Source organism: Paraburkholderia rhynchosiae (genome assembly GCF_002879865.1).
In the GTDB taxonomy this organism is placed as follows: Bacteria; Pseudomonadota; Gammaproteobacteria; order Burkholderiales; family Burkholderiaceae; genus Paraburkholderia; species Paraburkholderia rhynchosiae.
The window spans coordinates 118,646-140,475 of the sequence record NZ_PNXY01000016.1 but is presented as its reverse complement, the minus strand read 5'-3'; the positions used below and the strand labels follow the sequence as shown (position 1 = coordinate 140,475).

Below are 21,830 nucleotides of genomic sequence, written 5' to 3'. Positions count from 1 at the left end.
CGAGTGGCCTTTACCGAATTGCATGTCGACCGAGTCGGCGCTCAAGCGCTGACACTGCAAACGTCGAGGGAACGCAGATAACGGCAAACAACAGGCCCGCGAGAATAAGAACACGCATGTACTCGAACGTAGCGGAGCCGATATTCGACGCCCGGCTCACGAGTTCGGGAAGTGCGATAGTGAAACACAGCGAAGTCGCCTGAAGCATCATGATTGAGAAGCCAAGCAGCGACGGTAAGGCTACCCGCATACCCTGCGGAACAATTACGTAGCGCAACGCGTCCAGACCGTTCAGCCCAATCACCAGCGCCGCTTCCTTCTGGCCGTATGGCACCGCATCAAATCCCGCCCGAATCATTTCACTTGTGTACGCACCGGTACAACATGCCAGCGCGACGACCGCGGAGGCGAACGAGGTAAGAGTCAGACCTGCAGTCGGAAGACCAAAATAGAAGAACTGCAGCAAAATCAGCGCGGGGGTGCCGCGACCAATCTCTACGAATGCCAATGCAACCGTTCGAACCGCTCGGGACTGCGCCGCTACCATGAGTGCAAGAGCGAGTCCCAGCGGAATCCCAATCGCCAAGCTCAGCCCAGTGACTTCAAGCGACAGTCGATACCCATCAAGCAGGCTAGGCAACCATTCTTTCCACTGTTCGAGAAGTCCATTCATCGTGACACCCGTGAACGAAGGCGGAGGTCGGCCCAGCGCGAAAGCCACGCAATGGGAAGGCTGAGAGCGATATACAGGAGCGCAGCTGCGCCGTAGACGCTAAGCCCTTGGAAGGTTTGCTGCGAAACGTGATATGCCTGAAACGCGAGTTCACTAACTCCAATCGTTGAAGCGACAGCTGAATCCTTTAACAAGCCAATCAGATAGGTAGCGGCAGTAGGCAGCGCGATGCGAATCAGCTGAGGAAAGACAACATCTCGGAACTGCTGAGCGCGGTTGAGATTGAGTACCCTCGCCGCCTCAAACTGTCCGGGATGAATCGCCGTCAAGGCTCCGCGATAGACTTCCGACATATTCGCTGCGGTCACAATACCCAGCCCCAGTGCTGCTGCAACGAACGGACTCATCGAAATGATGTCGTTGCCAATGCCGAAGAAGACGAAAAAGAGCCACACGATTGGTGGGATGGACCGGCAGATAACGACAATCCAAGTTGCAACCGCGCGAATCACGTAGAACTTCGAGAGTCGCATGGCGCAAAGGGGAAGGCCGAGGATCGCGCCAAGTAAAAACGTGATCGCCGTTAAGGCAACGGTCCATGGCACGCCTTCAATAATGGCCAAAATTGTGTCCTGCATTTATCGATCCCTCACGGCGTTGAGGAATTTGGCCGCCCGTTCAGTCGTCGGGCGACGCATTACCTGCTCACTCGGACCCTGCTCCAGTATGCGACCGTCCGCCATGATGATTACTCGGTCGGACACGCTTTCCGCGAAATGCATCTCGTGTGTCACGACAATCATGGTCATGCCCGAAGAAGCGAGCTCCTTCATCACACCGAGAACCTCCAATCCCAACTCCGGGTCAAGCGCTGAAGTCGGCTCGTCGAATAGCATGATTTCGGGCTCAAGCGCAAGCGCGCGAGCAATCGCGATTCGCTGCTGTTGTCCACCTGAGCAACGAACTGGGAACTGCGACGCCTTGCTGGCGAGTCCAACACGGTCCAGCAATTCGAGGGAGCGCTCATCCGCTTCTTTCCTGCTTCTACCCATAGTCCGCTCTTGCGCCAAGCTCACGTTTCGCAAGACCGAAAGATGGGGAAACAGGTTAAAGGATTGGAAGACCATCCCGATGCGACGACGCAGCGTCACCAACTCGCGGCGCGCTGGAGTGTGGCCCGCCTCAATGGTCACGTCCCCGATGGTTACTTTCCCCTCAGTCGGTGGTTCGAGTTGATTGATGCAGCGGAGCAACGTGCTCTTCCCCGAGCCGCTCGGTCCGATGATTGCAATCACCTCTCCTGCACGCATCTCGAAGCTCACGTCCTGAAGCACCCTGTGCGGACCGAAAGTTTTGCCGACGCTGTTGACACACAAGATGGGGGGACCCGAACTGACCTTGTGACTCCGTGCAGCTCCTGCATCAAGGAATGGGGATGCAATACTATTCATGACGCCTTCTCCATCAACCGATTCGCAATCTATGATCAAGCGAGCTGCTTGTTTGCACCGTTGTTATCGGCGTCTGCGGGGACGAAACATTTTCGAATTTCTCATGTCGACCTTTGACACCATTCGAGATGCATTGGACCCATCCAAAATACTTTGCTCAAGCGATGCTTTCGCATGACGTTGTGAATATTGCTCATCAAGTCAGTGGTTAGATATCCGAACTACACATACAACCTCGATAGCATTGGTCACCATTGGTGCCTCGAGCGCATCAACTTGTTGAGGATGAAGTCGAGAGTTTCACGCTCGTCCTTACTCAAGGAATCTAGCATTAAATTCTGGCGACTGACCGCGACGGGAAGTACCCGCTCGTACATGCGGCGACCGGCTTCGTTCAAAATGAGAACGCTCTCCCGTCGGTCACTGTCATTCGTCTTTCTCTTAAGCAGGTTCCTCTCTATCAAGCGGTTCACCGCTCGACTGATGCTGTTTTTTGGCCTTCCGGTAACGTCGCAAATTGTCCTTGCAACCATCGAGCCGTACGACGCAAGACAACTCAAAACGTTGAACTCGTCGCGACCCACATCGAACTCCAACGCTAATGCCGTAAAGATAGGCTCGTTGTAGCAGTTACCCCATAACGTCAGTCGCCATGCATCATTGATGGGCCCGTTCGTAACAACAGCATCGAACACTTCATCCACGTAAGTGGCGTTTTCACTGCTCTCAGCCACGACCGGGCCAAGCGATGTCTTGGGGTCACGCTCCATCTTCTTCCCTCCTTGTCCGGGTTGAGTGCGAGCGATTCTAGTACCTACGAATCCATATCGCGCAGTTGCCGCACGGATTGGACGACACTTCATACTAGAGTCGACTTTTAACGAACCAGGTTCCAATGCCACTTTCCAAGCCTGGAAAGCGGCAGCTCGGAAAGCGAATAGAGCTAGTTATTTTTCTGCTGTCCCTAGCTTTCACAGACTGAGAAGCGGGGTCTTTGCGAAGGGCACAGCACCTTTCGATGTGATCACAACTTGCTCCTCGAGCTTCACGCCTTCCTTTCCACCTTTATCACCGATGTAGCTCTCAACGGAGACCACCATATTCTCTTCCAGAATTCCGTCGTAGCCCCAAGCGTCAAAATCCACCGCATAGGCAATGCTCGGATATTCATCAACAAGGCCTACGCCATGGAGCATCATCATGTAACGATTGTGCAAGTAGCGCTCAGGCACTGGCCAGCAAAGCTCAGCAAACTCTCGGAAGGACATTCCGGCCTGCAGCAGACTGACGTTGTGCGCGATTTGGTCCGCTGCGAAGCCCAAAAGGTCGCGTTGCTCTCCCGATGCTTGCCGGCCAGGGCAAATAAATGTCCGCGAGATATCCGATAAGGCACCACCGGGCCCGACCATATCGGTGTCGAAGGCTACAACGTCGCCATGTTCGATGGCGCGGTTACTGGCATCTTGAAACCACGGGTTGGTCCGGGGGCCAGAAGTGAGTAGCCGCGATTCCGCCCACTCGCCACCATGGGCGATATTTGTCTGGTGGAAGACGCTCCATAGCTGGTTCTCAGTGATACCGGGTTGAAGAACCTGCTTCATTCTCGCAATCCCGAGGTCGCAAACCCGCATCGAAATTGCGTGTTGCTGGATTTCTTCGGGACCTTTGATAACTCGGGCTTGCTCGGTTAGAGGCTGCGCGTCAAACAGCTGAATACCCTTACTCTTCAACTTCTCGGCTCCCCACGGATCGCACCGGTCCACTGCAAGACGAAGATTCCCCCCTCCATAAGAGCGCACAACGTCGGCGATTTCTGTCGCCCACGCTTCGGCCTTCTCATCGACTCTCGGTCCTGCAAGAAAGTAAATCCAAGGCGTCGCTGGACGAATTTCGTCAATGGACTCTACGTGCGTGCTGTTGTGCTTACTGCTAGTGAAGTCGAACAAAATTACCGGTCCGTCAGTGGCAATGAAGACATAACGGCTCGGTGAATGCATCACCCACAGCCCAAGGTTGGTCGTGTCCGTCGCGTACCGAATGTTCAACGGGTCGGCCAGCAACATCCCCGCGTAGTCATGTTTTTTCAATTGCTCGCGCAGGCGATTCAATCGATAAGCACGCAGCCCCTTCCTGTCGACAGATACGTACTCAGCAATCAGCGAATTGTCCACAGTGCCAATTTGGTAGCCCTCAATGTGGGCCCACTGCGTCGCAGCGCAATTCTCTACGGAGGACGTCGCGTCGACGGAAACCATGTTGTTCACTTCAGCTCCTTGGGGGGACGAGGCTAGTCTTCTTGGCACGGACAAGCAGTTTCACGGTATGGCCAGATTAGTCCCACGTGGAACCAACGTCAACGAGTTAAAAAATGGTGTTTACCCGTGAGCCAACAAGCATCTGCGGTCGGCTGCTTGCGGCGGTTCGCGCCAAAGTTGCACTTTCCGCCATCCTTTAAACGTTCCGCGCCATTTACCACCAATGTCGCGATTGCATGAGCATCGCCATGCAATCATCCGGGCTTCCCCCAATCCAGAAAGTCACGGCAATGAAGACGAAAGCAGCTATTGCATGGACAGCAGGTCAACCGCTCACTATCGAAGAAGTCGACCTCGAGGGCCCCCGAGCTGGCGAAGTACTCATTGAAGTGAAGGCGACAGGAATCTGTCACACCGATTACTACACCCTGTCCGGGGCCGACCCGGAAGGTATCTTCCCTGCAATTTTGGGTCACGAAGGTGCAGGTGTGGTCGTAGATACGGGACCGGGCGTTGGCACACTGAAGAAGGGCGACCACGTCATCCCGCTCTACACACCGGAATGCCGCCAGTGCAAGTTCTGTTTGTCGCGTAAGACGAACCTCTGTCAGGCGATTCGCGCGACGCAAGGCAAGGGCCTGATGCCCGACGCCACCTCGCGCTTCTCTCTGGACGGCAAGCCTTTGTTTCACTACATGGGCACGTCCACGTTTTCGAACTACATTGTCGTGCCGGAAATCGCGGTCGCGAAAGTCCGTGAAGACGCGCCGTTCGACAAGATCTGCTACATCGGCTGCGGCGTGACGACGGGCGTCGGCGCTGTCGTGTATTCGGCGAAGGTCGAAGCGGGTGCGAACGTCGTCGTGTTTGGGCTCGGTGGCATCGGCCTGAACGTCATCCAGGGCGCAAAGATGGTCGGCGCCGACAAGATCATCGGCGTCGACATCAATCCGGGCCGCGTCGAACTGGCGAAGAAGTTCGGCATGACGCACTTCATCAATCCGAAAGAGGTGGAAAACGTGGTCGACCACATCGTGCAGTTAACCGGGGGGGGCGCAGATTACTCGTTCGAATGCGTTGGCAACACCAAGCTAATGCGCGAAGCGCTGGAATGCACCCACAAGGGTTGGGGACAGTCTTTCATCATCGGTGTTGCGGCAGCGGGACAGGAGATCAGCACGCGTCCGTTTCAGCTCGTGACAGGTCGTGAATGGAAGGGTTCGGCATTTGGCGGAGCGCGCGGCCGCACAGACGTGCCGAAGATTGTCGACTGGTACATGGAAGGGAAAATCAACATCGACGACCTCATCACACATCACCTCAAGCTCGAGCAAATCAACGACGGCTTCGATTTGATGAAAAAAGGCGAGTCGATTCGCTCCGTCGTCATCTATTAAGGGACGTGCAGAGATGTTGGAACTCGTGGAAGAGCATCGGTGCTTCGACGGCGTGCAGAAGATTTATCGGCATGAATCAAACGCCATCGGCCTGCCGATGCGCTTTTCAGTGTTTTTGCCAGGCCAGGCTTCATCGAATCTGGTCCCGGCTTTGTTCTATCTCGCTGGCCTGACTTGCACCGAAGAAACGTTTCCTATCAAGGCCGGAGCGCTGCGCTACGCGGCACAGCACGGCATCGCGCTCGTCTGTCCGGATACGAGCCCGCGCGGCGCCGAACTCCCGGGCGAAAGCGATGCATGGGACTTTGGAGTCGGTGCAGGGTTTTACGTCGATGCGACGCGCCTTCCCTGGGCATCGCACTACCGAATGTATTCGTACGTTACCGAGGATTTGCGCCACGCGGTTCTTGCGCACTGCCCAATCGATGAAAGACGTCTCGGCATTTTTGGCCATTCGATGGGTGGCCATGGGGCTCTTGTCCTTGCATTCCGCAACCCAGATGTCTATCGCAGCGTCTCGGCGTTCGCGCCGATAGCAGCGCCGTCGCTCTGTCCGTGGGGTGTAAAAGCATTTTCGGGATACCTCGGAGACGACCGTAGTGCATGGAAGCAGTACGACGCCAATGAACTAATCAAGGCGGGAGCAGCATCGCCCTTTTCTGGCCGCATCCTTATCGACCAAGGACTGGCCGACCAATTTCTCAGCGAACAGCTTCATCCCGATGTGCTCGAAGCGAGTGCCCGCGAGGCAGGATTGAGCCTCACGCTACGACGGCATGAAGGATACGACCACGGTTATTTCTTCATCACGAGCTTCATCGCCGAACATATGGCGCATCACGCGCAAATTCTTTTTTCAAAGTAGGCACTTCCATCATTTGGTGGGTATCCGCCAGCTTCTTTTTGGAGAAACACAATGACCGCATTTACTCATGTAACCGTAGGCACGAACGACCTGTCCCGTGCTCGTACCTTTTACGACGAAGTGCTCGGCAAGCTCGGTCTGTCCCGCGTCGCGGACCTTTCAGACAACGGCTCCATCTGGGGTGCCGGTGCTCCGTCGTTCTTCGTTCTGAAGCCTGCAAACGGCCAACCGGCGACCGTCGGTAACGGCGTGACTGTCTCCTTTGAAGCACCGAATCGCGCGAGCATCGACGAGTTTCATCGTGCAGCGGTGAACGCAGGTGCGAAGTGCGAGGGCGCTGCCGGCACGCGCGACTGGGCGCCTAATGCATATGCTGCATACGTCCGCGACCTGGACGGAAACAAGCTCGCGGCTTATTGCTTCAAAGCCGTGTAACAAAAAGGAGGGGTATGCAGAAGTGTGCCCTTCCTATTGACTCGTCAATATTACAAATCGCAACACATCTCAGCACGACACATCATCCGAGACGTCTATCCCATCGATATCCGCTCGGCCAGACGCCAAACGATAAGCGCGAGGTGAAACTCCAACACGCTCCAAAAAAACCTTGCGCAACGATGTGTAGGTCCCAAACCCGCTTCGACTTGCGATGGTTTTTATCGGGTGTGAAGTGCCTGCGAGGTCCCGGGTTGCCGCCTCGAATCGAACGTCGCAAAGATATTCGGACGGTGTCCTACCCGTCTCCCGCCGAAAAACTCGAACGAAGTTTCTTTCGCTCATTGCCGCCGCTTTCGCGATGTCTGACGTCCTAACGCGTTGGTGCGAGTTAGACAGAATCCACTGCTTGGCCCGCTCAATCGAATCGCAAATTGTTCGCGGATGATTTAAATGAGCGCTTAGTTGAGGTTCGGCACCCGGCCGCTTTGTGAAGAGAACAAGTTCCTTCGCGACGTCGGTAGCCAGTTGCAAGCCAAAATCCTCTTCGACGAACGCGAGGGCGAGGTCGATACCGGCCGTTACCCCTGCACAAGTCCACGCGTTACCGTGCCTGGTGAACAGGCGCCCCTCTTCAACCTGAATATGGGGGTGGGTCAATTGGAGCGACTTCGCGAAAGACCAATGGGTCACAGCAGGTCGCCCGTTAAGCATTCCCGCCTCGGCCAAAAGTAGCGTCCCAACACAGAGAGCACCGATGCGCTCGGCTCTGTGGCCTTCCCGTGCCAGCCATAATTTCAATTCAGACGCAGTTTCCAGCCCGAGAAACGAGACGTCAGTTGTACCGGGGATTATTACTGTATGTGCGACCAACGGTCCAAGTCCCTTGGTAGCGAAGACGTGAGTGTCGATATCGGAAGCCACAGTGCCAGTGCCGGTCGCCGCTATCTGGACGCTGTATCCCCCGGCTTGGTTTGTTTGCCGCAGACAGTCATTAGCCTGCTTGAACACCGTCAGGGGTCCAACTACCTCCAGTGCTCGAAACCCGGGATACACAACGATGTCTACAGAAACAGTTTTCATAGTTTGGGTCGCGCCGTCGGGCCTAACTCATCGTGAGACGAGAAGATTGGCGCGGCTGCGGAATCGCCCCTAGCGAAACTGCAGCCACGCTGCACGACCTGGACATTTCTCGAAAGGGTTACAGGTCTTTCGTCAGTCTCAGGGCATCGTATATTGCAGCATGCGTGTTGCGCGCCGACACTGCATCGCCGATGCGGAACAGTTGGAAGTGGCCATCCGGGTTCTTATCTTCGACCTGCGGCTTACCGTCGATAAGGTCCTCGTAGTTTACAGCCCCGAGGTTTCTCGACAACGGCTTGAGTTCGAAGTAAAGCTCATCCATCGGGATGGTCCCATGATTCACCACAATCTGGTCGTAGCGCTCTTCCTTCCGGATGCCACCGTAATCGCTCCCGATGGTCGCTACGAGATCGCTTCCTTCGCGGCGGACCGACTCGAGTCGATACGTCACCGTGAACTTCGTAGCCAGCTTCTGCAACGAGCGCATATACGGGACGAGGTTCATGCTCATCACTTCGGGCGAAAAAGTACGGTCCGGCGTCATGACTTCGACTTGCCCACCTGCCTGCGCAATCGTCTCGGCAGCCTGCAAGGCTGCGTGGTCGCCGGCGTCATCAAAAATGAGGACATTTGCACCTGGCTTGATGTCGCCCGAGATGATGTCCCACGACGAGATTACATACTCGTTTCCTTCGGCACATACCTCCGTATGGGGCATACCACCGGTCGCCACGATGACAACGTCTGGTTTCTCCGCGTTCACCACTCCAGCATCTGCAATTGTGTTGAAAACGAACCGCACGCCACGCTTTTCGCACTGGGCCATGCGCCAATCGATAATCCCCATCATCTCCTTTCGACGAAGATTCTGTGCCGTCAACCGAATCTGACCACCGGGATTGTTCATCGCTTCGAATACGACAACATCGTGGCCACGTTCGCCGGCAACTCGTGCCGCCTCAAGCCCGGCAGGACCGGCACCAATGATGACGACCTTCCGTTTTGTAGCGGCCGGTTTAATCGTCTGCGGCATCGTCACCTCACGACCGGTCGCCGCGTTGTGAATGCATAGCGCCATACCACCCTGATAAATGCGGTCCAGGCAGTAGTTAGCGCCAACGCACGGCCGAATGTCATCTTCCCTCTTCTCGATGATTTTTCGGACGATATGCGGGTCCGTCATATGCGCACGCGTCATGCCAATCATGTCGACCTTCCCGGCCTCGATTGCGTAGCGTGCAGTCGCAACGTCCTGGATACGCGCTGCGTGAAACGTCGGAAACTCCGTTTCCTTGCGAATTTCGCCCGCGAAGTCGAGGTGCGCCGCGCTCTTCATCCCCATAATCGGAATGATGTCGGTCAAACCTGCGTCAGTCTCGAGGTGACCACGAATGACGTTGAGGTAGTCGACGAGACCACTGTTCTTCAGTCGCTTCGAAATTTCAATACCCTCTTCCTTCGTGATTCCGCCCGGGATGATTTCGTCCGCCGTGTAGCGAATCCCGAGAAGGAAACGCTCCCCAACTCGCGCTCGAATCGCGCGCAGGACATCAAACGTAAAACGCAGACGATTGTCCAGTGACCCGCCGTACGGCCCCTCCAACGTGTTCGTGAGCGGGGACCAGAACTGGTCCATCAAATGGCCATACGATTCGATTTCGAGACCGTCGAGGCCTGCGGCCTTCATGCGCTCTGCCGCGTCCGCAAAGTCCTTGACGATGCGGTCAATGTCCCACTCTTCCATCTTCTTCGGGAACGCGCGGTGCGCGGGTTCGCGGTTGTGCGAGGGCGACACCGCCGGCAGCCAATCGCCCTTATCCCACCGAGTACGGCGTCCCAAGTGGGTCAACTGAATCATCACTTTGGCTCCGTGCTCATGACACTCATCCACGAGGTCCCTCATCCATGGCACAACTTCATCCTTATAGGCCAGGATGTTGTTGAATACCGGGGGACTGTCTTTCGAGATTGCTGCCGAGCCTGCCGTCATCGTCAACGCGATGCCGGCTTTGGCCCGCTCAACGTGATATGCACGGTAACGTTCTTTCGGCATGCCGTCTTCGGCGTACGCTGGCTCGTGCGACGTCGTCATGATTCGGTTGCGAAACGTGACGTGTTTGAGGGTGTAAGGCTGGAGAAGCGGGTCCGCGGACATGAGTGCCTCTTGGAGACGGTGGGAGCGATCACTGCTGTGAGTGACCGAAGATTAAGACCTATGTACACAGGTGTCAAGTGGAAGGACAATGTAGTACAGTCTGCATGACGGAGATGGATGACAGTTGCGCTGCGGCGCAGCAAAATGGAACTTTCGCTGCAGCACGGCAAGGCTCAATAGGGATCAGACGCAATGGAAGACGCACTCGACTCGGCAGACCAAACACTCGATTCCGTGCGCGGTTCGGCCGATTTGTGGCTTGAAGCTGCTTATGAATGTCTGCTCGAAGGAGGCGTCGACTCGGTTCGCGTTTTGACGCTCGGAAAGAAGCTCAACCTTTCACGCACAAGCTTCTATTGGTTCTTTAAGGACCGCAATGAACTCTTGGGTGCACTTCTCGATAAGTGGAAGCAGAAGAACACGGGTAACTGGATAGAGCGGACTGAGGCGTATGCCGAGAGCGTTGCCGAAGCGATATTGAACGTTTTCGATTGCTGGTTCGATGATGCAATCTTCGATTCTCGATTCGAAGCTGCAATCAGAAGCTGGGCTCAGCAATCTCCGGAAATCGCACGGAAATTGGCCGAAGACGATGCCGCTCGGATTACAGCGTTGACCGCCCTGTTCACGCGATTCAACTATGACCCGAAGGCAGCAGATGTACGTGCCAGAACCGCCTATTTCGTACAGGTCGGATACGTCTCCACACACCAGAGCGAGGAAATGTCGGTTCGCATGATGCGAATTCCAGAGTACGTCGAGGTGTTCACTGGCCGTCGCGCGAAGAAAAACGAACTTGAGCGCTTTTACTCACGACGCGGTTTTATATAGCTCGATTTTGACGCAGGAAAATCGGGCATTGCAATACGGCAGCTTTCTTAGAGAACATCAACTCGGTTATCAAGCAGGACGCAGAAGCGACAAATATGAAGCTCCGTTTTAGTTTGTCCAGGACGTTGAAAGTGCAGGATTTGCGAATCCCGGTTCCTATCCATTGGACACCGGAACATGGGACGCATCAGCTATCAGCCGAGAAAGCGCTCCGAAAGTGGCCAACAGAAAAAGGTTGGGCAGTGCCTGCCGAGATTCTGTTTTCCATTCACATTGAACCCGGGGTCCGCGGGTCTGCCTCGGGAACGCTGACCCTGTGCTCGTCAGACCTAGAGCGTGCCAACGGTCCAGATTGGTTTGCGCTCCATGATGCTTACCGACATAGCCGCTCGACATTTGGCAGCACTTTGGCTCGAGAGATGTTCCTGTTACCTGAACACCCATGGAACATTCAAGACGTGTCGGCGGTCATTGGGGTCATCCCGCGGGAATTGAGGTGCCGGCTTTTTCGTGAGGCTTACAGCTTTTCAGCATCATTACGACGTTGTCGCTTGCTCCATGTCTTCCTTTCCACACTCTCGCCAGACCACCCTTCTCGCGACCTGACCAAAGCGATGACATCCAATAGACATCATCTGGACACCACCTTCAAATCGACGCACCATGTGGCGCTCTCTTCCATTGCAAAGATGACCTTGCCCAACGTTTCGCCAGGGCATCTCCAAGAGCGCTTGCCACCGGCGACCAACGGCGCTTGTCTCCGTGGTTGAACGGTCGATTCGATTCTTTCGAAAGCGCATCCTAACGGTAAAAAGGTGCACCCAGGGCTGCAAAAAAAGCTGCTTTCCGACAATGTATCGCAAGATGCAAAGTCGCTGACTCGGCTAAGGAGTTACGCGCATGGAGAAATTTAGATAGTCAACGATGATTTAGAGTAGTTGACCATCTCAATGTAACTTGACGCGAGGCGCTGCCGCACGTCGCAGGAGCTGCGCGCACACGCTAAATACCATGCGCCTTACTCCTGAGACTGCAGCAATGTGCTTTCTGTAGAGTGATGCGTACATCAAGCGAGCGAGAAGCCCTTCCACGAGGATGTCTCTACCAATTATGCCGCCCATTAGACTGCCTACCGCGGATATGGAACCAAGCGAAACAAGCGACCCGTGGTCGATATACCGGAAATGCTTTACGGCGCGACCCGCGAGGCGAGCCTGCAGCGACTTCGCAAGATATTTCGCTTGCTGGTGTGCGGCTTGCGCGCGTGGAGGGACGAAGGTCTGTTCCGTCCAAACGCAACTGCAGCAATCACCGAGTGCGTAGACGCTCGCGTCGTGCTCGGCCTGTAGCTCACTGTTCACCTTGACCTGATTGATTCGATTGACTTCCAGTCCATCAAGCGACGAAAGGAAGTCTGGTGCCTTAATGCCAGCCGCCCAGATAGTGATATCAGCATCATGGCGTTGCCCGCTCTTCGTCACAACCGCATGCTGCTCGACTTTGGTGACTGCATCGCCTACTAGGACGGAAACCCCGAGCTTCTCCAGAAGTCGCGCCGTGGTCGCGGCAACACGTTCCGAAATGGCCGGAAGTATTCGAGGACCGGCCTCCATCAAAGTAACGCGAAAGCAGCTGTCATTCCCTCCAAGGCGCAATCCAAATTTCCGGAAGCCCTTTTCCATCCGAAGGAGCTCTGCTGAAAGTTCGACGCCCGTCGCTCCGCCACCAATAATCGCAACGTTCACCTGCTCTGGATTTCCGGCCTGGCTTGCATCGGTCCTTCGCATACAAAACTGTAGCAATCGACGCCGCAATCGCTCAGCTTGGTCCACCGTATCCAGCGGGACGGAGTGTATATCGGCGCCGGGAATCCCGAAAAAATGTGTTGAACTTCCCACCGCCAGAACCAGAGTATCGTAAAGCTGAATGCGTGGAGGCAACACTTCTTCATCGAAGTTATCGCCACCGACAACGGCTCCGATGGATAGTGTGCGGGTCTTTCTATCAAGCGCGACCATTTCTCCTCTGACAAAGTCGAAGAAATGCCAGTGCGCTTGTGCCGTGTAATCCAGCACATGTGTCTCGGTGTCAAGCGTCCCTGCAGCGACCTCATGAAGAAGCGGCTTCCATATGTGCGTGGGGTTTTTGTCGATGAGAGTAACGCGAGCCAACCCGCTTCGACCCAGAGTGTCTCCAAGGCGAGTGGCAAGTTCGAGCCCGCCGGCGCCGCCGCCTACTATTGCGATGCGATGCATGGACGTACCAAAACAGTTTAAGGAGAGAAACCCGCTTGGCTAAGTACTGGTTCTTGAGTGACCTAGCGGCTCTACATCTGCGAGCTACCGTATGCTCTCAGTTATATCCCCGAACTGCGGGATATTCTTCACCCGCGTCAGCCCCTTCTGCGGCGAGCCGCTCAAAGACCTTCGAAACGTAGCCTGGCGCCGCTGCAATCTGGGTAGAGAGGTGTTTGATTACTTCAAGCGGTAGTTCGTCGCCTACATCGTCCTGCATCGCAGTTGTCGCCATGTTTGCCTCCTGTCGTTCTGTTCGCACTGGTGTTGGGCGTGTCCTTAGACCGCGTAGAGCGAGGACACGTCGCTCCTTACGCGCTGAGTTTTGCAACCAATTGCGGCACGGCCTCGAAGAGGTCACCGACCAAGCCAACATCTGCTACCGCGAAAATCGGAGCTTCCGCATCTTTGTTGATGGCAATGATGGTCTTGGAATCTTTCATACCCGCCAAGTGCTGGATAGCACCCGAGATACCGACTGCTATGTAGACATCTGGAGCGACAATCTTCCCGGTCTGTCCTACCTGATAGTCATTCGGAACGTAACCAGCATCGACTGCTGCACGAGAGGCCCCGAGAGCAGCGTGGAGCTTGTCAGCGAGAGGCTCGAGCACCGCCTTGTACTGTTCGCCGGACCCTAACCCGCGGCCGCCCGAGACGATTACCTTAGCCCCCGAAAGGTCGGGCCGCTCAAGTTGCGTCAGCTCTCGCGAAACGAGCGAAGATAGACCTCTGTCTGCGGCCGCCTCGACCTTCTCAATGACCGCGTTCCCGCCGTTGTCACTGCCTCCTGCGAAAGCCGCAAGCCGCACGGTCAAGACCTTCACCTCGTCCAGCGACTGCACCGTTGCAATCGCATTACCCGCGTAGATTGGGCGCTCGAAAGTGTCTGCGCTGACAATGGTCGTGACGTCAGAAATCTGACTGGCTCCCAGCTTCGCTGCGACGCGTGGGGCAATGTTCTTGCCGAAGGCAGTCGCGGGGAAAACCAAGTGCGAGTACGCGGACGCAAGCGACGTCACGGTCGGCTCCACGTTCTCGGCAAGGCCTGCTGCAACATGTTCAGCGTCGGCAAGCAACACCTTTTCGACGCCTTCCAACTTCGCCGCCGCCGTCGCGACCTGACTTGCTTGATAGCCGGCGACAAGCACGTGGACTGGCTTGCCAATCTGGCGCGCTGCCGTCAATGCATGCAGTGTTGAGGCCTTGATTTCGATGTTGTCGTGTTCTGCAATAATTAATGTCGTCATTTCAAACCTCAATCCATCTTAACTGTATTTTTTACAGCGGTCGCCAGCGCGTCGGTGTCTTGGACAATCACACCAGCCTTGCGCTGCGGAGGTTCCGTGACCTTGAGTGTCTTGAGTCGTGGCACGATATCGACACCGAGTTCTGCAACCTCGACTACCGCAATCGGCTTTTTCTTCGCTTTCATGATGCTGGGAAGCGTCACATAGCGCGGCTCGTTCAGACGTAGGTCAGTCGTTACAACAGCCGGCAACCTGATGCTTACAGTTTCAGCACCGCCGTCGATTTCACGGCCAACCAGAACCGTGCCGCCCTCGATTTGAAGGCGTGATGCAAACGTCGCCTGCGGAAAGTCGGCCAAGGCGGCGAGCATCTGACCGGTCTGGTTTGCGTCGTCGTCAATCGCCTGCTTTCCGAGGATGATCAGGTCGGGGTTCTCGCGGGCAACAATCGCTTGGAGAATGCGTGCAACTCCAAGCTGCTGGAGTTCACCTTCCACCTTCACGTGAATGCCTCGGTCCGCGCCGATAGCCAAGGCGGTGCGAAGCGTCTCCTGACACTGCGCCGAGCCTGCGGAAACCGCTATGACCTCAGTCGCGCGCCCCGCTTCTTTCAGCCTGACCGCTTCCTCGACCGCAATCTCATCGAACGGGTTCATGGAGAACTTCACGTTCGCGAGTTCGACGCCAGATTGGTCGGCCTTGACTCGTACCTTCACATTCGCATCGACCACCCGCTTAACAGCAACCAAAATCTTCATTTCGAGCATCCTTTCGCGCAACTACGACTGGACAGATGAACTTTGAACTGCAAGCGCCTCGTCATACGCGCGCTTCAGCCGCCTAACACCCTCTTTAATATCTTCGACACCAGGGGCTGCGAACGAGAGCCGCAACGTGAATGGGTCAACCTTGTCTGCGAAAAAGGCCTTTCCTGGCACGAATATGACCTTGTTCTCGATGGCGCAGCTAAGTAGCGTCGCGGCGTCAACATCATCAATACGAGCCCAAACAAACATTCCACCTTCCGGCGGATGGAACTTAATGGCATCACCGAATTGGGCACGCAGCTCCCTGCAAAGCGCCTGGCTTTTGACACCGTACATAGAGGCGATACGAGACAGGTGGCGCTCAAGCCCGCCATCCATCAAATATTCAGCGACGGTTGCTTGGGTCCAGGGCGTGCTGCAAAGGTCGACTGTCTGCTTGGCCACAACGCAGCGTCGAGCGATTTCCGCAGGTGCAACCATCCAGCCGACCCGAAGGCCGGGCGCGACGATTTTCGAAAGGCTCGCGAAGTGAACAACCCAGTTTCGTGAGCCTTCCACTTGCGCAGTCAGCTCCAGAATCGACGGTAGCTTCTCGCCCGCAAAGCGAAGGTCGCCGTATGGGTCATCCTCCACGATAACGAACTTGTACTTCGCCGCGAGTTTGAGCAAAGCGACTCGACGTTCACGGCTTAAGCTCCCGCCAGTCGGGTTTGCGAAGGTTGGAACCGTGTACAACAACTTGGGAGCGTCTACCGCGCCCGATGAAAGAAGCGTCGAGAGTCGCTCTACGTCGAGCCCGGCGTTGTCCACGGGCACGGTAACTATTTGAGCCTGTTGAAGCTTGAACGCCTGCAAGGCCGCGGGATACGCTGGCTGCTCAGTCAATACCGCGTCACCAGGCGACACGAAGATTCGAAGCAAAAGGTCCAAACCTTGTTGAGAGCCGGTCGTGACGACGAGCTCATCGTTCGAACATGCAGTACCGCGACGGCCCATCAGAGCAAGGAGTTGGCTCTTAAGCTCCGGCAGACCATCGGTCGGCCCGTATTGCAGGCAGCGAGTTGGCGTCCGATACGCACGCGTGGCGGCCACATCAAGCCCCTGCACGTCGAAGAGGTCACTGGCTGGATATCCACCTGCGAATGAAATCATCCCAGGCAAGCTCAGATACTTGAACAGTTCGCGAATGGGAGAGCCTGAAGGGCTCTGGAACGGACTGGTGAACTCGTACATGAAATTACTCGATAAGTGACAAACGATGAGTTATGGCGTCGCCCTGTCTCAACTTCGTCCGGCGCAACACATTCAGACCCAACTCCGTCCGTCGACGCTTTTCGTATCAAACTAGAATTTGAGGATTCATTGTGAGCAGCCAATAGTCCCGTATCAAACGATATCTACGCACTATGTAATGCATAATCCTCATTACACGAACTGTGACGCGCAAGCCCTGTCGCAACGGTATTGAATTCAGGGGATAGGACCCACCCAGTCAATACCTTTCCTTTATAGCCGCACGGACTCGCGAACACCCTTGACATAAAACATTGGCCCGACGGAGTCGTGCCAACGCTTTAGCACTACTGAGAAGATGCTCGGATTAGACGACGTTCTTTTCAATGATTGGGCGATTCTCAAGAACTCGCTCCCAACTCAGCGAGGATAAATCGAGGCTGGAATACTTGCCGTTCAGAATCAATTCCGACACACCTCGGCCAGTTGCCGGCCCTTGCTGGAGCCCGTGTCCGCTGTAGCCATTGGCAAAGACGCAGTTGTCAATGTCCGGGTGGTATCCGATGATTGCGTTATGGTCAAACACGTTGTATTCGTAGTAACCAGACCAGCAGTTCTCGACGCGTAGCGCCTCAAACTCCGGAACGCGATTCGCAAGGGTTGGCCAAATGACCTCGTCGAAAATGTTGTGGTCAACTTCATCGAGCGGCAGGTCGTCGGGGTCGCTGTCTGCGGACGGGGAGGTTCCAGTGATGTACGTCTTGCCCTCTGGACGGAAATACACACCGGTCGGGTCAATCATCAACGGGGCATTCCTGAGACGCGCCGGCGACGATACGTTGAAGATGCTTCGGCGTCGTGCATAGACGGGAATGTTGATTCCCATCATCTCGGAAATCTTGCGAGTCCACGCACCGGCTGCGTTGACAAGCGTGTCGCAGGCATACTGCTGACCGTTGTTGGCAACTACGTGCGTGATTTTGTGACCTTGGCGCTCGAGTCCAATTACCTCGGCCGGCACGTAACGCGCACCCAGCGATTGAGCTTTCTTCCGAAGCGCTTGCACGAGTCCGTAACCGTCGAACCATCCTTCTCCACTCACGCCATATGCACCCGCCGCGAGGTCGTCAACGTTAAGCCACGGAAACTTATCTTGCAGCGCACTCGGCGAAAGAAAGTCAATGTTCGCGCCCAAGCTTCTTTGCAGGGCGTGGTTCTCGCGTAGGACGCCCTCGCCGGCAGGCGTCGCGAGGAACAGGTAACCACCTTCATGAAGGTCGATTGCAGGCTTGTTACCGTCAACCTCCAGAATGTCGCCAATGTTGCGTAGGAACCAGATTCCATACAGCGACATCTGAATGGAAAGAGGCGTTGAGAACTGCTGTCGAATGGATGCGGCCGATAACGCGGACGACGACCTCGCATAGCTCGGGTCCCGCTCAATCACTGTTACCTCAACTGCCGGGTCCGAAGCTCGCAAGAAAAATGCGATTGAACTGCCGATAACACCGCCGCCAACAATAACGACTCGAGAACTCACGTGTTACTCCATTTACCAATTGAAAACGCTCGTTATAGAGCGGAACGCAATCAATCACCGAACTGCGACTGCAAGTAGTTCAAGCATTCCCGGTAGCGAATGTCATTGCCTCCGGGAAAGGATGCTTAATCGATGTTGAAATCTATGCCTTGAGCCAGCGGAAGCGCCGACGAGAAGTTCACCGTGCTCGTCGCGCGGCGCATGTAACCCTTCCAGGCGTCGGAGCCCGACTCGCGGCCACCACCCGTTTCTTTCTCGCCGCCAAAGGCCCCGCCAATCTCAGCCCCGCTCGGGCCGATGTTGACGTTAGCGATTCCGCAATCACTGCCGGAGGCCGAGAGGAAGCGCTCGCTTTCACGCAAATCGGTCGTAAAAACACATGACGACAAGCCGTGATGCGCGGCGTTGTTCGCTTCGACGGCATCGTTGAATTCGCTGTACTTCATCACGTAGAGAATCGGTGCGAAAGTCTCTTGCAGCACGATTGAGGTTTGAAACGGCATCTCTGCAATCGCGGGACGGACGTAGAAGCCCTTCTCGTGTCCAGCAACCGTGTGACGCTCGCCGCCAAAGACTTTGCCGCCCTCGCTCTTCGCTTGCTCAAGCGCTGACTGCATACGATTGAACGACTGCTCGTCGATGAGCGGTCCCAACAGCATGCCCGGCTCCAGCGGATTACCAATCGCTACCTTGCCGTAGAACGTTTTCAGACGGTCAACTACCTTGTCATAGATGCTTTCATGCACGAAGAGTCGGCGCAGAGTCGTGCATCGTTGGCCAGCCGTACCAACTGCGGAGAACAAAATGCCGCGCAGCGCAAGTTCAATGTCTGCGGTATTCGAGACGATGCCAGCGTTGTTCCCACCGAGTTCGAGGATGGAGCGACCAAAGCGTCGGGCGACTTCGATGCCAACCGTGCGACCCATTTCGGTGCTGCCAGTCGCGCTCACGATGCTGGAGCGCGGGTCTGCGACCAGCTTGGCGCCGACGTCGCGGCCACCATTGATAAGTGCAGTGAGGCCATCAGGGGCGTCGCCAAAGTCCTTCAACGCATCCTTGAGAATCTGGTCCACCGCGAGCGCGGTCAACGGCGTCTTTTCCGAGGGCTTCCAAATGACAGCGTTGCCGCACACGAGAGCAAGTGCAGCATTCCAGGACCAAACCGCAGCTGGGAAATTAAATGCCGAAATGACTGTGCAAACGCCCATCGGGTGCCAGGTTTCAGCCATGCGATGGCCGGGACGTTCCGATGCGATAGTCAGGCCGTAAAGCTGACGAGACAGACCGATCGCAAAATCGCAGATGTCAATCATCTCTTGAACTTCACCAAGACCCTCTTGCAGGATTTTCCCCGTTTCGAGGGTAATGATGCTGCCTAGGGCCTGCTTGCGTTCACGGAGCTTGTTACCGAGCAATCGGACCAATTCCCCACGACGCGGAGCCGGCACGTTGCGCCAGACCTTGTAAGCCTTTTGTGCTTCCGTCAAAGCGGAGTCCACATCGGCCACAGTCTGACTTGCAACTCGGCCAACGAGGTCGCCATTGATGGGCGAATGAACAATGATGTCACCGGCTTCTGCCAGATGCGAGATGCGGAGGTCCGAGAGAATGGTCGATGCTTTCACGTTAATGCCCCTTATGTTTCCAATACGAAATTTCGGTAAGTTCGCAAACTCTACGCTTCCAACATTTACGCGACAACGCGAATTCAAGGTTTTCGCACGCTCGTTCGACAAGCCCCTCAATTGCGATGGGAGAACACTTGTTGAAATGGGAAACTGCATCTGCCGCGATGTAGATGTCCTTGAGGCCAAGGACGAGTGAGACTCGACACGAAGGGCTATGAACGAGCCTTACTTTTGCCTGCAGCGTGACAGCGCAAGTGCCCTGGGTCTTGAATACATCTCACCGCGTTGCCCCCGTTTTTGATGATTTGCTCGAGCTCTACCTCGCTTGTCGGTCCGACCCAGAAGCGCGCGCCACCGTACGTTGCAACTTCGAGCACCCCGATATTCTCGACCGTCTTGCCAGCCTTCACTGAATGCGCGCCGCAGGAATTATTGGCAATCATCCCGCCTAACGTACAACGACCATAAGTCAGTGGTTCCGGGCCAAAGGTCAGACCGTGCTATCGAGCCGCGTTCCGAAGAGTGTCGCAAATGACACTGGGCTGCATGATGGCTGTCTGCGTTGATGGGTCGACCGAGACGACTCGATTTACGTGCTTGCTTGAGTCCGCCACTGCTGCCACGTTGACGCACTGTGCATTCTGAGAATTGCCTCCTCCTCTCGTTAAGAAGGGAACGTCGTTGCGGCGGCAGACTTCCAACGCCTTAACGAGGTCGTCCACATCCGACGGCACGACCACATCAAGAGGAACCCGGCGACAGTTTGAGGCGTCAGATGCGTACAGGAACTTTGAGCCCGAGTCGAATCGAACTCAACTTGCTGCAGAAGTTTGCTCGCTTGCTTGAAACGGTGTAGCGACTTTCACATTATTTTGCTGCGTTTGCGGTCATCTTGAAGATACCGGTAGCGTTGCCTGCGTCAAAGCGCAGGTCCGTCTGCCAGCGATGTGACTGTTGGTCGAAGGTACGCTTGCGGGTGATGAACTCGTAGAACGAGCCAGGAACGTTGCGGCTCGTGAGCTTGCCGTCGGATGATTTGAACTGGCGCGTAACCATATCGGCTTTGTATGCGGTTTGGAACACCCGACCCGACCGCGACCGCTCAACATCCGGCTTCATCGGTCGGCCCTTCAGCTTCTCGTCATCGGAAAGCTTGAAAACGTCGTCCACGCGAGCCGTTGCATGATTGAACGCGTTGCCTTCTGTCGCAATCCAGGCCATCTCCGCCGACTCGAGAAGCAGCGTGTCATAGTCAACCTCATTTGGAAGGTCGTGCTGACGGGAGAACGCACCGACGATGACCGGCAAAAGCTGCTCAGCGGCATCAACAGGAAGCGACCCATCACGCTCAAGCTCAGACAGTTGCGATGCCGCCACCGGTGTAAGTGGGTCCTTCGATGAAGCGACCACGTTCGTGACCGCCTGCTGAAATTCCTTTGAGAATCGCTCAGGATGAAGCTCGCTAACGAAGAATTGTGCAATCTCGTCAGGCGCATCTTCGTGCGCGTAAGCGCGTCCGGTCATGCCCAGCTTGTCGAGCGGATAACGACCGTTCAGTTTGAACCCAAGCGGGCGGAGAATGCGGGTGAACGCAGCCTCGCCAGGCGGCAAAGCGCCGTTGCTCGACCAGCGGACCGTCCGCAATGCGCCGTGGTCGAAGAAAACCGAACCGCCGTTTGCTATCGCGTCCTTCGTGTAGATACGACCGTTTTCCGAACGCTGCAGCAAGTCTTCAAAGAGCGCCATGTTCATGGCCTGCGCCAGTTCAGCCCGAGTCACCGTCCCTTCTTCCCAGTCATCGAGAGCTGTCGGGAAGTTCAAAGTAGAAAAAAGTGTTTCGGTCTTCTCTTGACCAACCAGCTTCGTCAGAAGGCGTTCAACATTCGCATTGCGCATCGCTAATCTCTCGGGCACGCCCGCTCAAAAGCGGGAAAGGTTGAAAGAACAGCCTTTTGTTAGACAGGCGGTTCTGC

The 21,830-nt window shown here is 55.7% G+C and carries 19 protein-coding genes and 1 pseudogene; 4 read left to right on the top strand and 16 right to left on the bottom strand.

The window, feature by feature from the left end; translation table 11 throughout:
• Positions 1 to 10: 10 nt before the first annotated feature.
• From C0Z16_RS22285 to C0Z16_RS22265, 5 genes are all read right to left on the bottom strand, one after another.
• Positions 11 to 673 carry an amino acid ABC transporter permease gene (locus C0Z16_RS22285; RefSeq protein ID WP_102634246.1) on the bottom strand — a complete coding sequence of 221 codons (663 nt, stop codon included), beginning with the start codon at positions 671 to 673 and terminating at the stop codon, positions 11 to 13.
• The gene (locus C0Z16_RS22280; RefSeq protein WP_102634245.1) at positions 670 to 1,311 is read right to left on the bottom strand and encodes an amino acid ABC transporter permease; all 642 of its coding nucleotides are present in this window, start codon (positions 1,309 to 1,311) and stop codon (positions 670 to 672) included. The genes C0Z16_RS22285 and C0Z16_RS22280 overlap by 4 nt, the downstream gene beginning before the upstream one ends.
• Positions 1,312 to 2,124 carry an amino acid ABC transporter ATP-binding protein gene (locus C0Z16_RS22275; protein ID WP_102634244.1) on the bottom strand — a complete coding sequence of 271 codons (813 nt, stop codon included), beginning with the start codon at positions 2,122 to 2,124 and terminating at the stop codon, positions 1,312 to 1,314.
• Positions 2,125 to 2,372: 248 nt separating this feature from the next.
• Positions 2,373 to 2,894, bottom strand: a complete 522-nt coding sequence (locus tag C0Z16_RS22270) for a MarR family winged helix-turn-helix transcriptional regulator (RefSeq protein ID WP_158244511.1) — start codon at positions 2,892 to 2,894, stop codon at positions 2,373 to 2,375.
• 201 nt (positions 2,895 to 3,095) lie between these two features.
• Entirely contained in the window at positions 3,096 to 4,379 is a 1,284-nt protein-coding gene (locus C0Z16_RS22265) for a M24 family metallopeptidase (protein WP_102634271.1), read from the bottom strand.
• Positions 4,380 to 4,669: 290 nt separating this feature from the next.
• Here C0Z16_RS22265 and C0Z16_RS22260 point away from each other — a divergent pair, with 290 nt between their 5' ends.
• Genes C0Z16_RS22260 through C0Z16_RS22250 form a run of 3 tightly spaced genes read left to right on the top strand, consistent with a single transcriptional unit; the run spans position 4,670 to position 7,076 of the window.
• Positions 4,670 to 5,776: an S-(hydroxymethyl)glutathione dehydrogenase/class III alcohol dehydrogenase gene (locus C0Z16_RS22260; protein WP_102634242.1), complete on the top strand. Its 1,107-nt coding sequence runs from the start codon at positions 4,670 to 4,672 to the stop codon at positions 5,774 to 5,776.
• Between the two features lie 13 nt (positions 5,777 to 5,789).
• Entirely contained in the window at positions 5,790 to 6,641 is an 852-nt protein-coding gene (gene fghA, locus C0Z16_RS22255; RefSeq protein WP_102634241.1) for an S-formylglutathione hydrolase, read from the top strand.
• Between the two features lie 51 nt (positions 6,642 to 6,692).
• Positions 6,693 to 7,076 carry a VOC family protein gene (locus tag C0Z16_RS22250; RefSeq protein ID WP_102634240.1) on the top strand — a complete coding sequence of 128 codons (384 nt, stop codon included), beginning with the start codon at positions 6,693 to 6,695 and terminating at the stop codon, positions 7,074 to 7,076.
• Between the two features lie 69 nt (positions 7,077 to 7,145).
• On the opposite strand, the gene C0Z16_RS22245 is transcribed toward C0Z16_RS22250, so the two are convergent.
• Complete coding sequence (locus C0Z16_RS22245; RefSeq protein WP_102634239.1) at positions 7,146 to 8,159, bottom strand: GlxA family transcriptional regulator; 1,014 nt, start codon at positions 8,157 to 8,159, stop codon at positions 7,146 to 7,148.
• A gap of 118 nt (positions 8,160 to 8,277) precedes the next feature.
• A complete protein-coding gene (locus C0Z16_RS22240; RefSeq protein WP_102634238.1) occupies positions 8,278 to 10,314 on the bottom strand; it encodes an NADH:flavin oxidoreductase in 2,037 nt (678 codons plus the stop codon).
• 192 nt (positions 10,315 to 10,506) lie between these two features.
• Here C0Z16_RS22240 and C0Z16_RS22235 point away from each other — a divergent pair, with 192 nt between their 5' ends.
• Positions 10,507 to 11,145, top strand: a complete 639-nt coding sequence (locus tag C0Z16_RS22235; protein ID WP_102634237.1) for a TetR/AcrR family transcriptional regulator — start codon at positions 10,507 to 10,509, stop codon at positions 11,143 to 11,145.
• A 947-nt stretch (positions 11,146 to 12,092) separates the two neighbouring features.
• Here C0Z16_RS22235 and C0Z16_RS22230 read toward each other — a convergent pair.
• The 9 genes and pseudogenes from C0Z16_RS22230 to C0Z16_RS22195 all read right to left on the bottom strand — a co-directional run bounded on the left by C0Z16_RS22230 (position 12,093) and on the right by C0Z16_RS22195 (position 21,753).
• Positions 12,093 to 13,400, bottom strand: a complete 1,308-nt coding sequence (locus tag C0Z16_RS22230; protein WP_102634236.1) for an NAD(P)/FAD-dependent oxidoreductase — start codon at positions 13,398 to 13,400, stop codon at positions 12,093 to 12,095.
• Positions 13,401 to 13,497: 97 nt separating this feature from the next.
• The gene (locus tag C0Z16_RS38225; protein WP_167403551.1) at positions 13,498 to 13,674 is read right to left on the bottom strand and encodes a hypothetical protein; all 177 of its coding nucleotides are present in this window, start codon (positions 13,672 to 13,674) and stop codon (positions 13,498 to 13,500) included.
• Positions 13,675 to 13,750: 76 nt separating this feature from the next.
• Complete coding sequence (locus C0Z16_RS22225) at positions 13,751 to 14,689, bottom strand: electron transfer flavoprotein subunit alpha/FixB family protein (protein WP_102634235.1); 939 nt, start codon at positions 14,687 to 14,689, stop codon at positions 13,751 to 13,753.
• A gap of 8 nt (positions 14,690 to 14,697) precedes the next feature.
• On the bottom strand, positions 14,698 to 15,447 hold the full coding sequence (locus tag C0Z16_RS22220) for an electron transfer flavoprotein subunit beta/FixA family protein (protein ID WP_102634234.1): 750 nt from the start codon (positions 15,445 to 15,447) through the stop codon (positions 14,698 to 14,700).
• Positions 15,448 to 15,468: 21 nt separating this feature from the next.
• Positions 15,469 to 16,689 carry an aminotransferase-like domain-containing protein gene (locus tag C0Z16_RS22215; protein WP_102634233.1) on the bottom strand — a complete coding sequence of 407 codons (1,221 nt, stop codon included), beginning with the start codon at positions 16,687 to 16,689 and terminating at the stop codon, positions 15,469 to 15,471.
• Positions 16,690 to 17,056: 367 nt separating this feature from the next.
• Positions 17,057 to 18,229 (bottom strand): NAD(P)/FAD-dependent oxidoreductase, encoded by a 1,173-nt coding sequence (locus C0Z16_RS22210; protein ID WP_102634232.1) that lies wholly within the window; start codon positions 18,227 to 18,229, stop codon positions 17,057 to 17,059.
• 125 nt (positions 18,230 to 18,354) lie between these two features.
• Entirely contained in the window at positions 18,355 to 19,854 is a 1,500-nt protein-coding gene (gene amaB / locus C0Z16_RS22205) for an L-piperidine-6-carboxylate dehydrogenase (RefSeq protein ID WP_102634231.1), read from the bottom strand.
• A gap of 109 nt (positions 19,855 to 19,963) precedes the next feature.
• Positions 19,964 to 20,642 (bottom strand): annotated as a pseudogene (locus C0Z16_RS22200) (FAD-binding oxidoreductase); the annotation flags it as partial.
• Positions 20,643 to 20,724: 82 nt separating this feature from the next.
• Positions 20,725 to 21,753, bottom strand: coding sequence for a DUF1338 domain-containing protein (locus C0Z16_RS22195; protein WP_102634230.1), 1,029 nt, complete (start codon positions 21,751 to 21,753; stop codon positions 20,725 to 20,727).
• Positions 21,754 to 21,830: the final 77 nt, after the last annotated feature.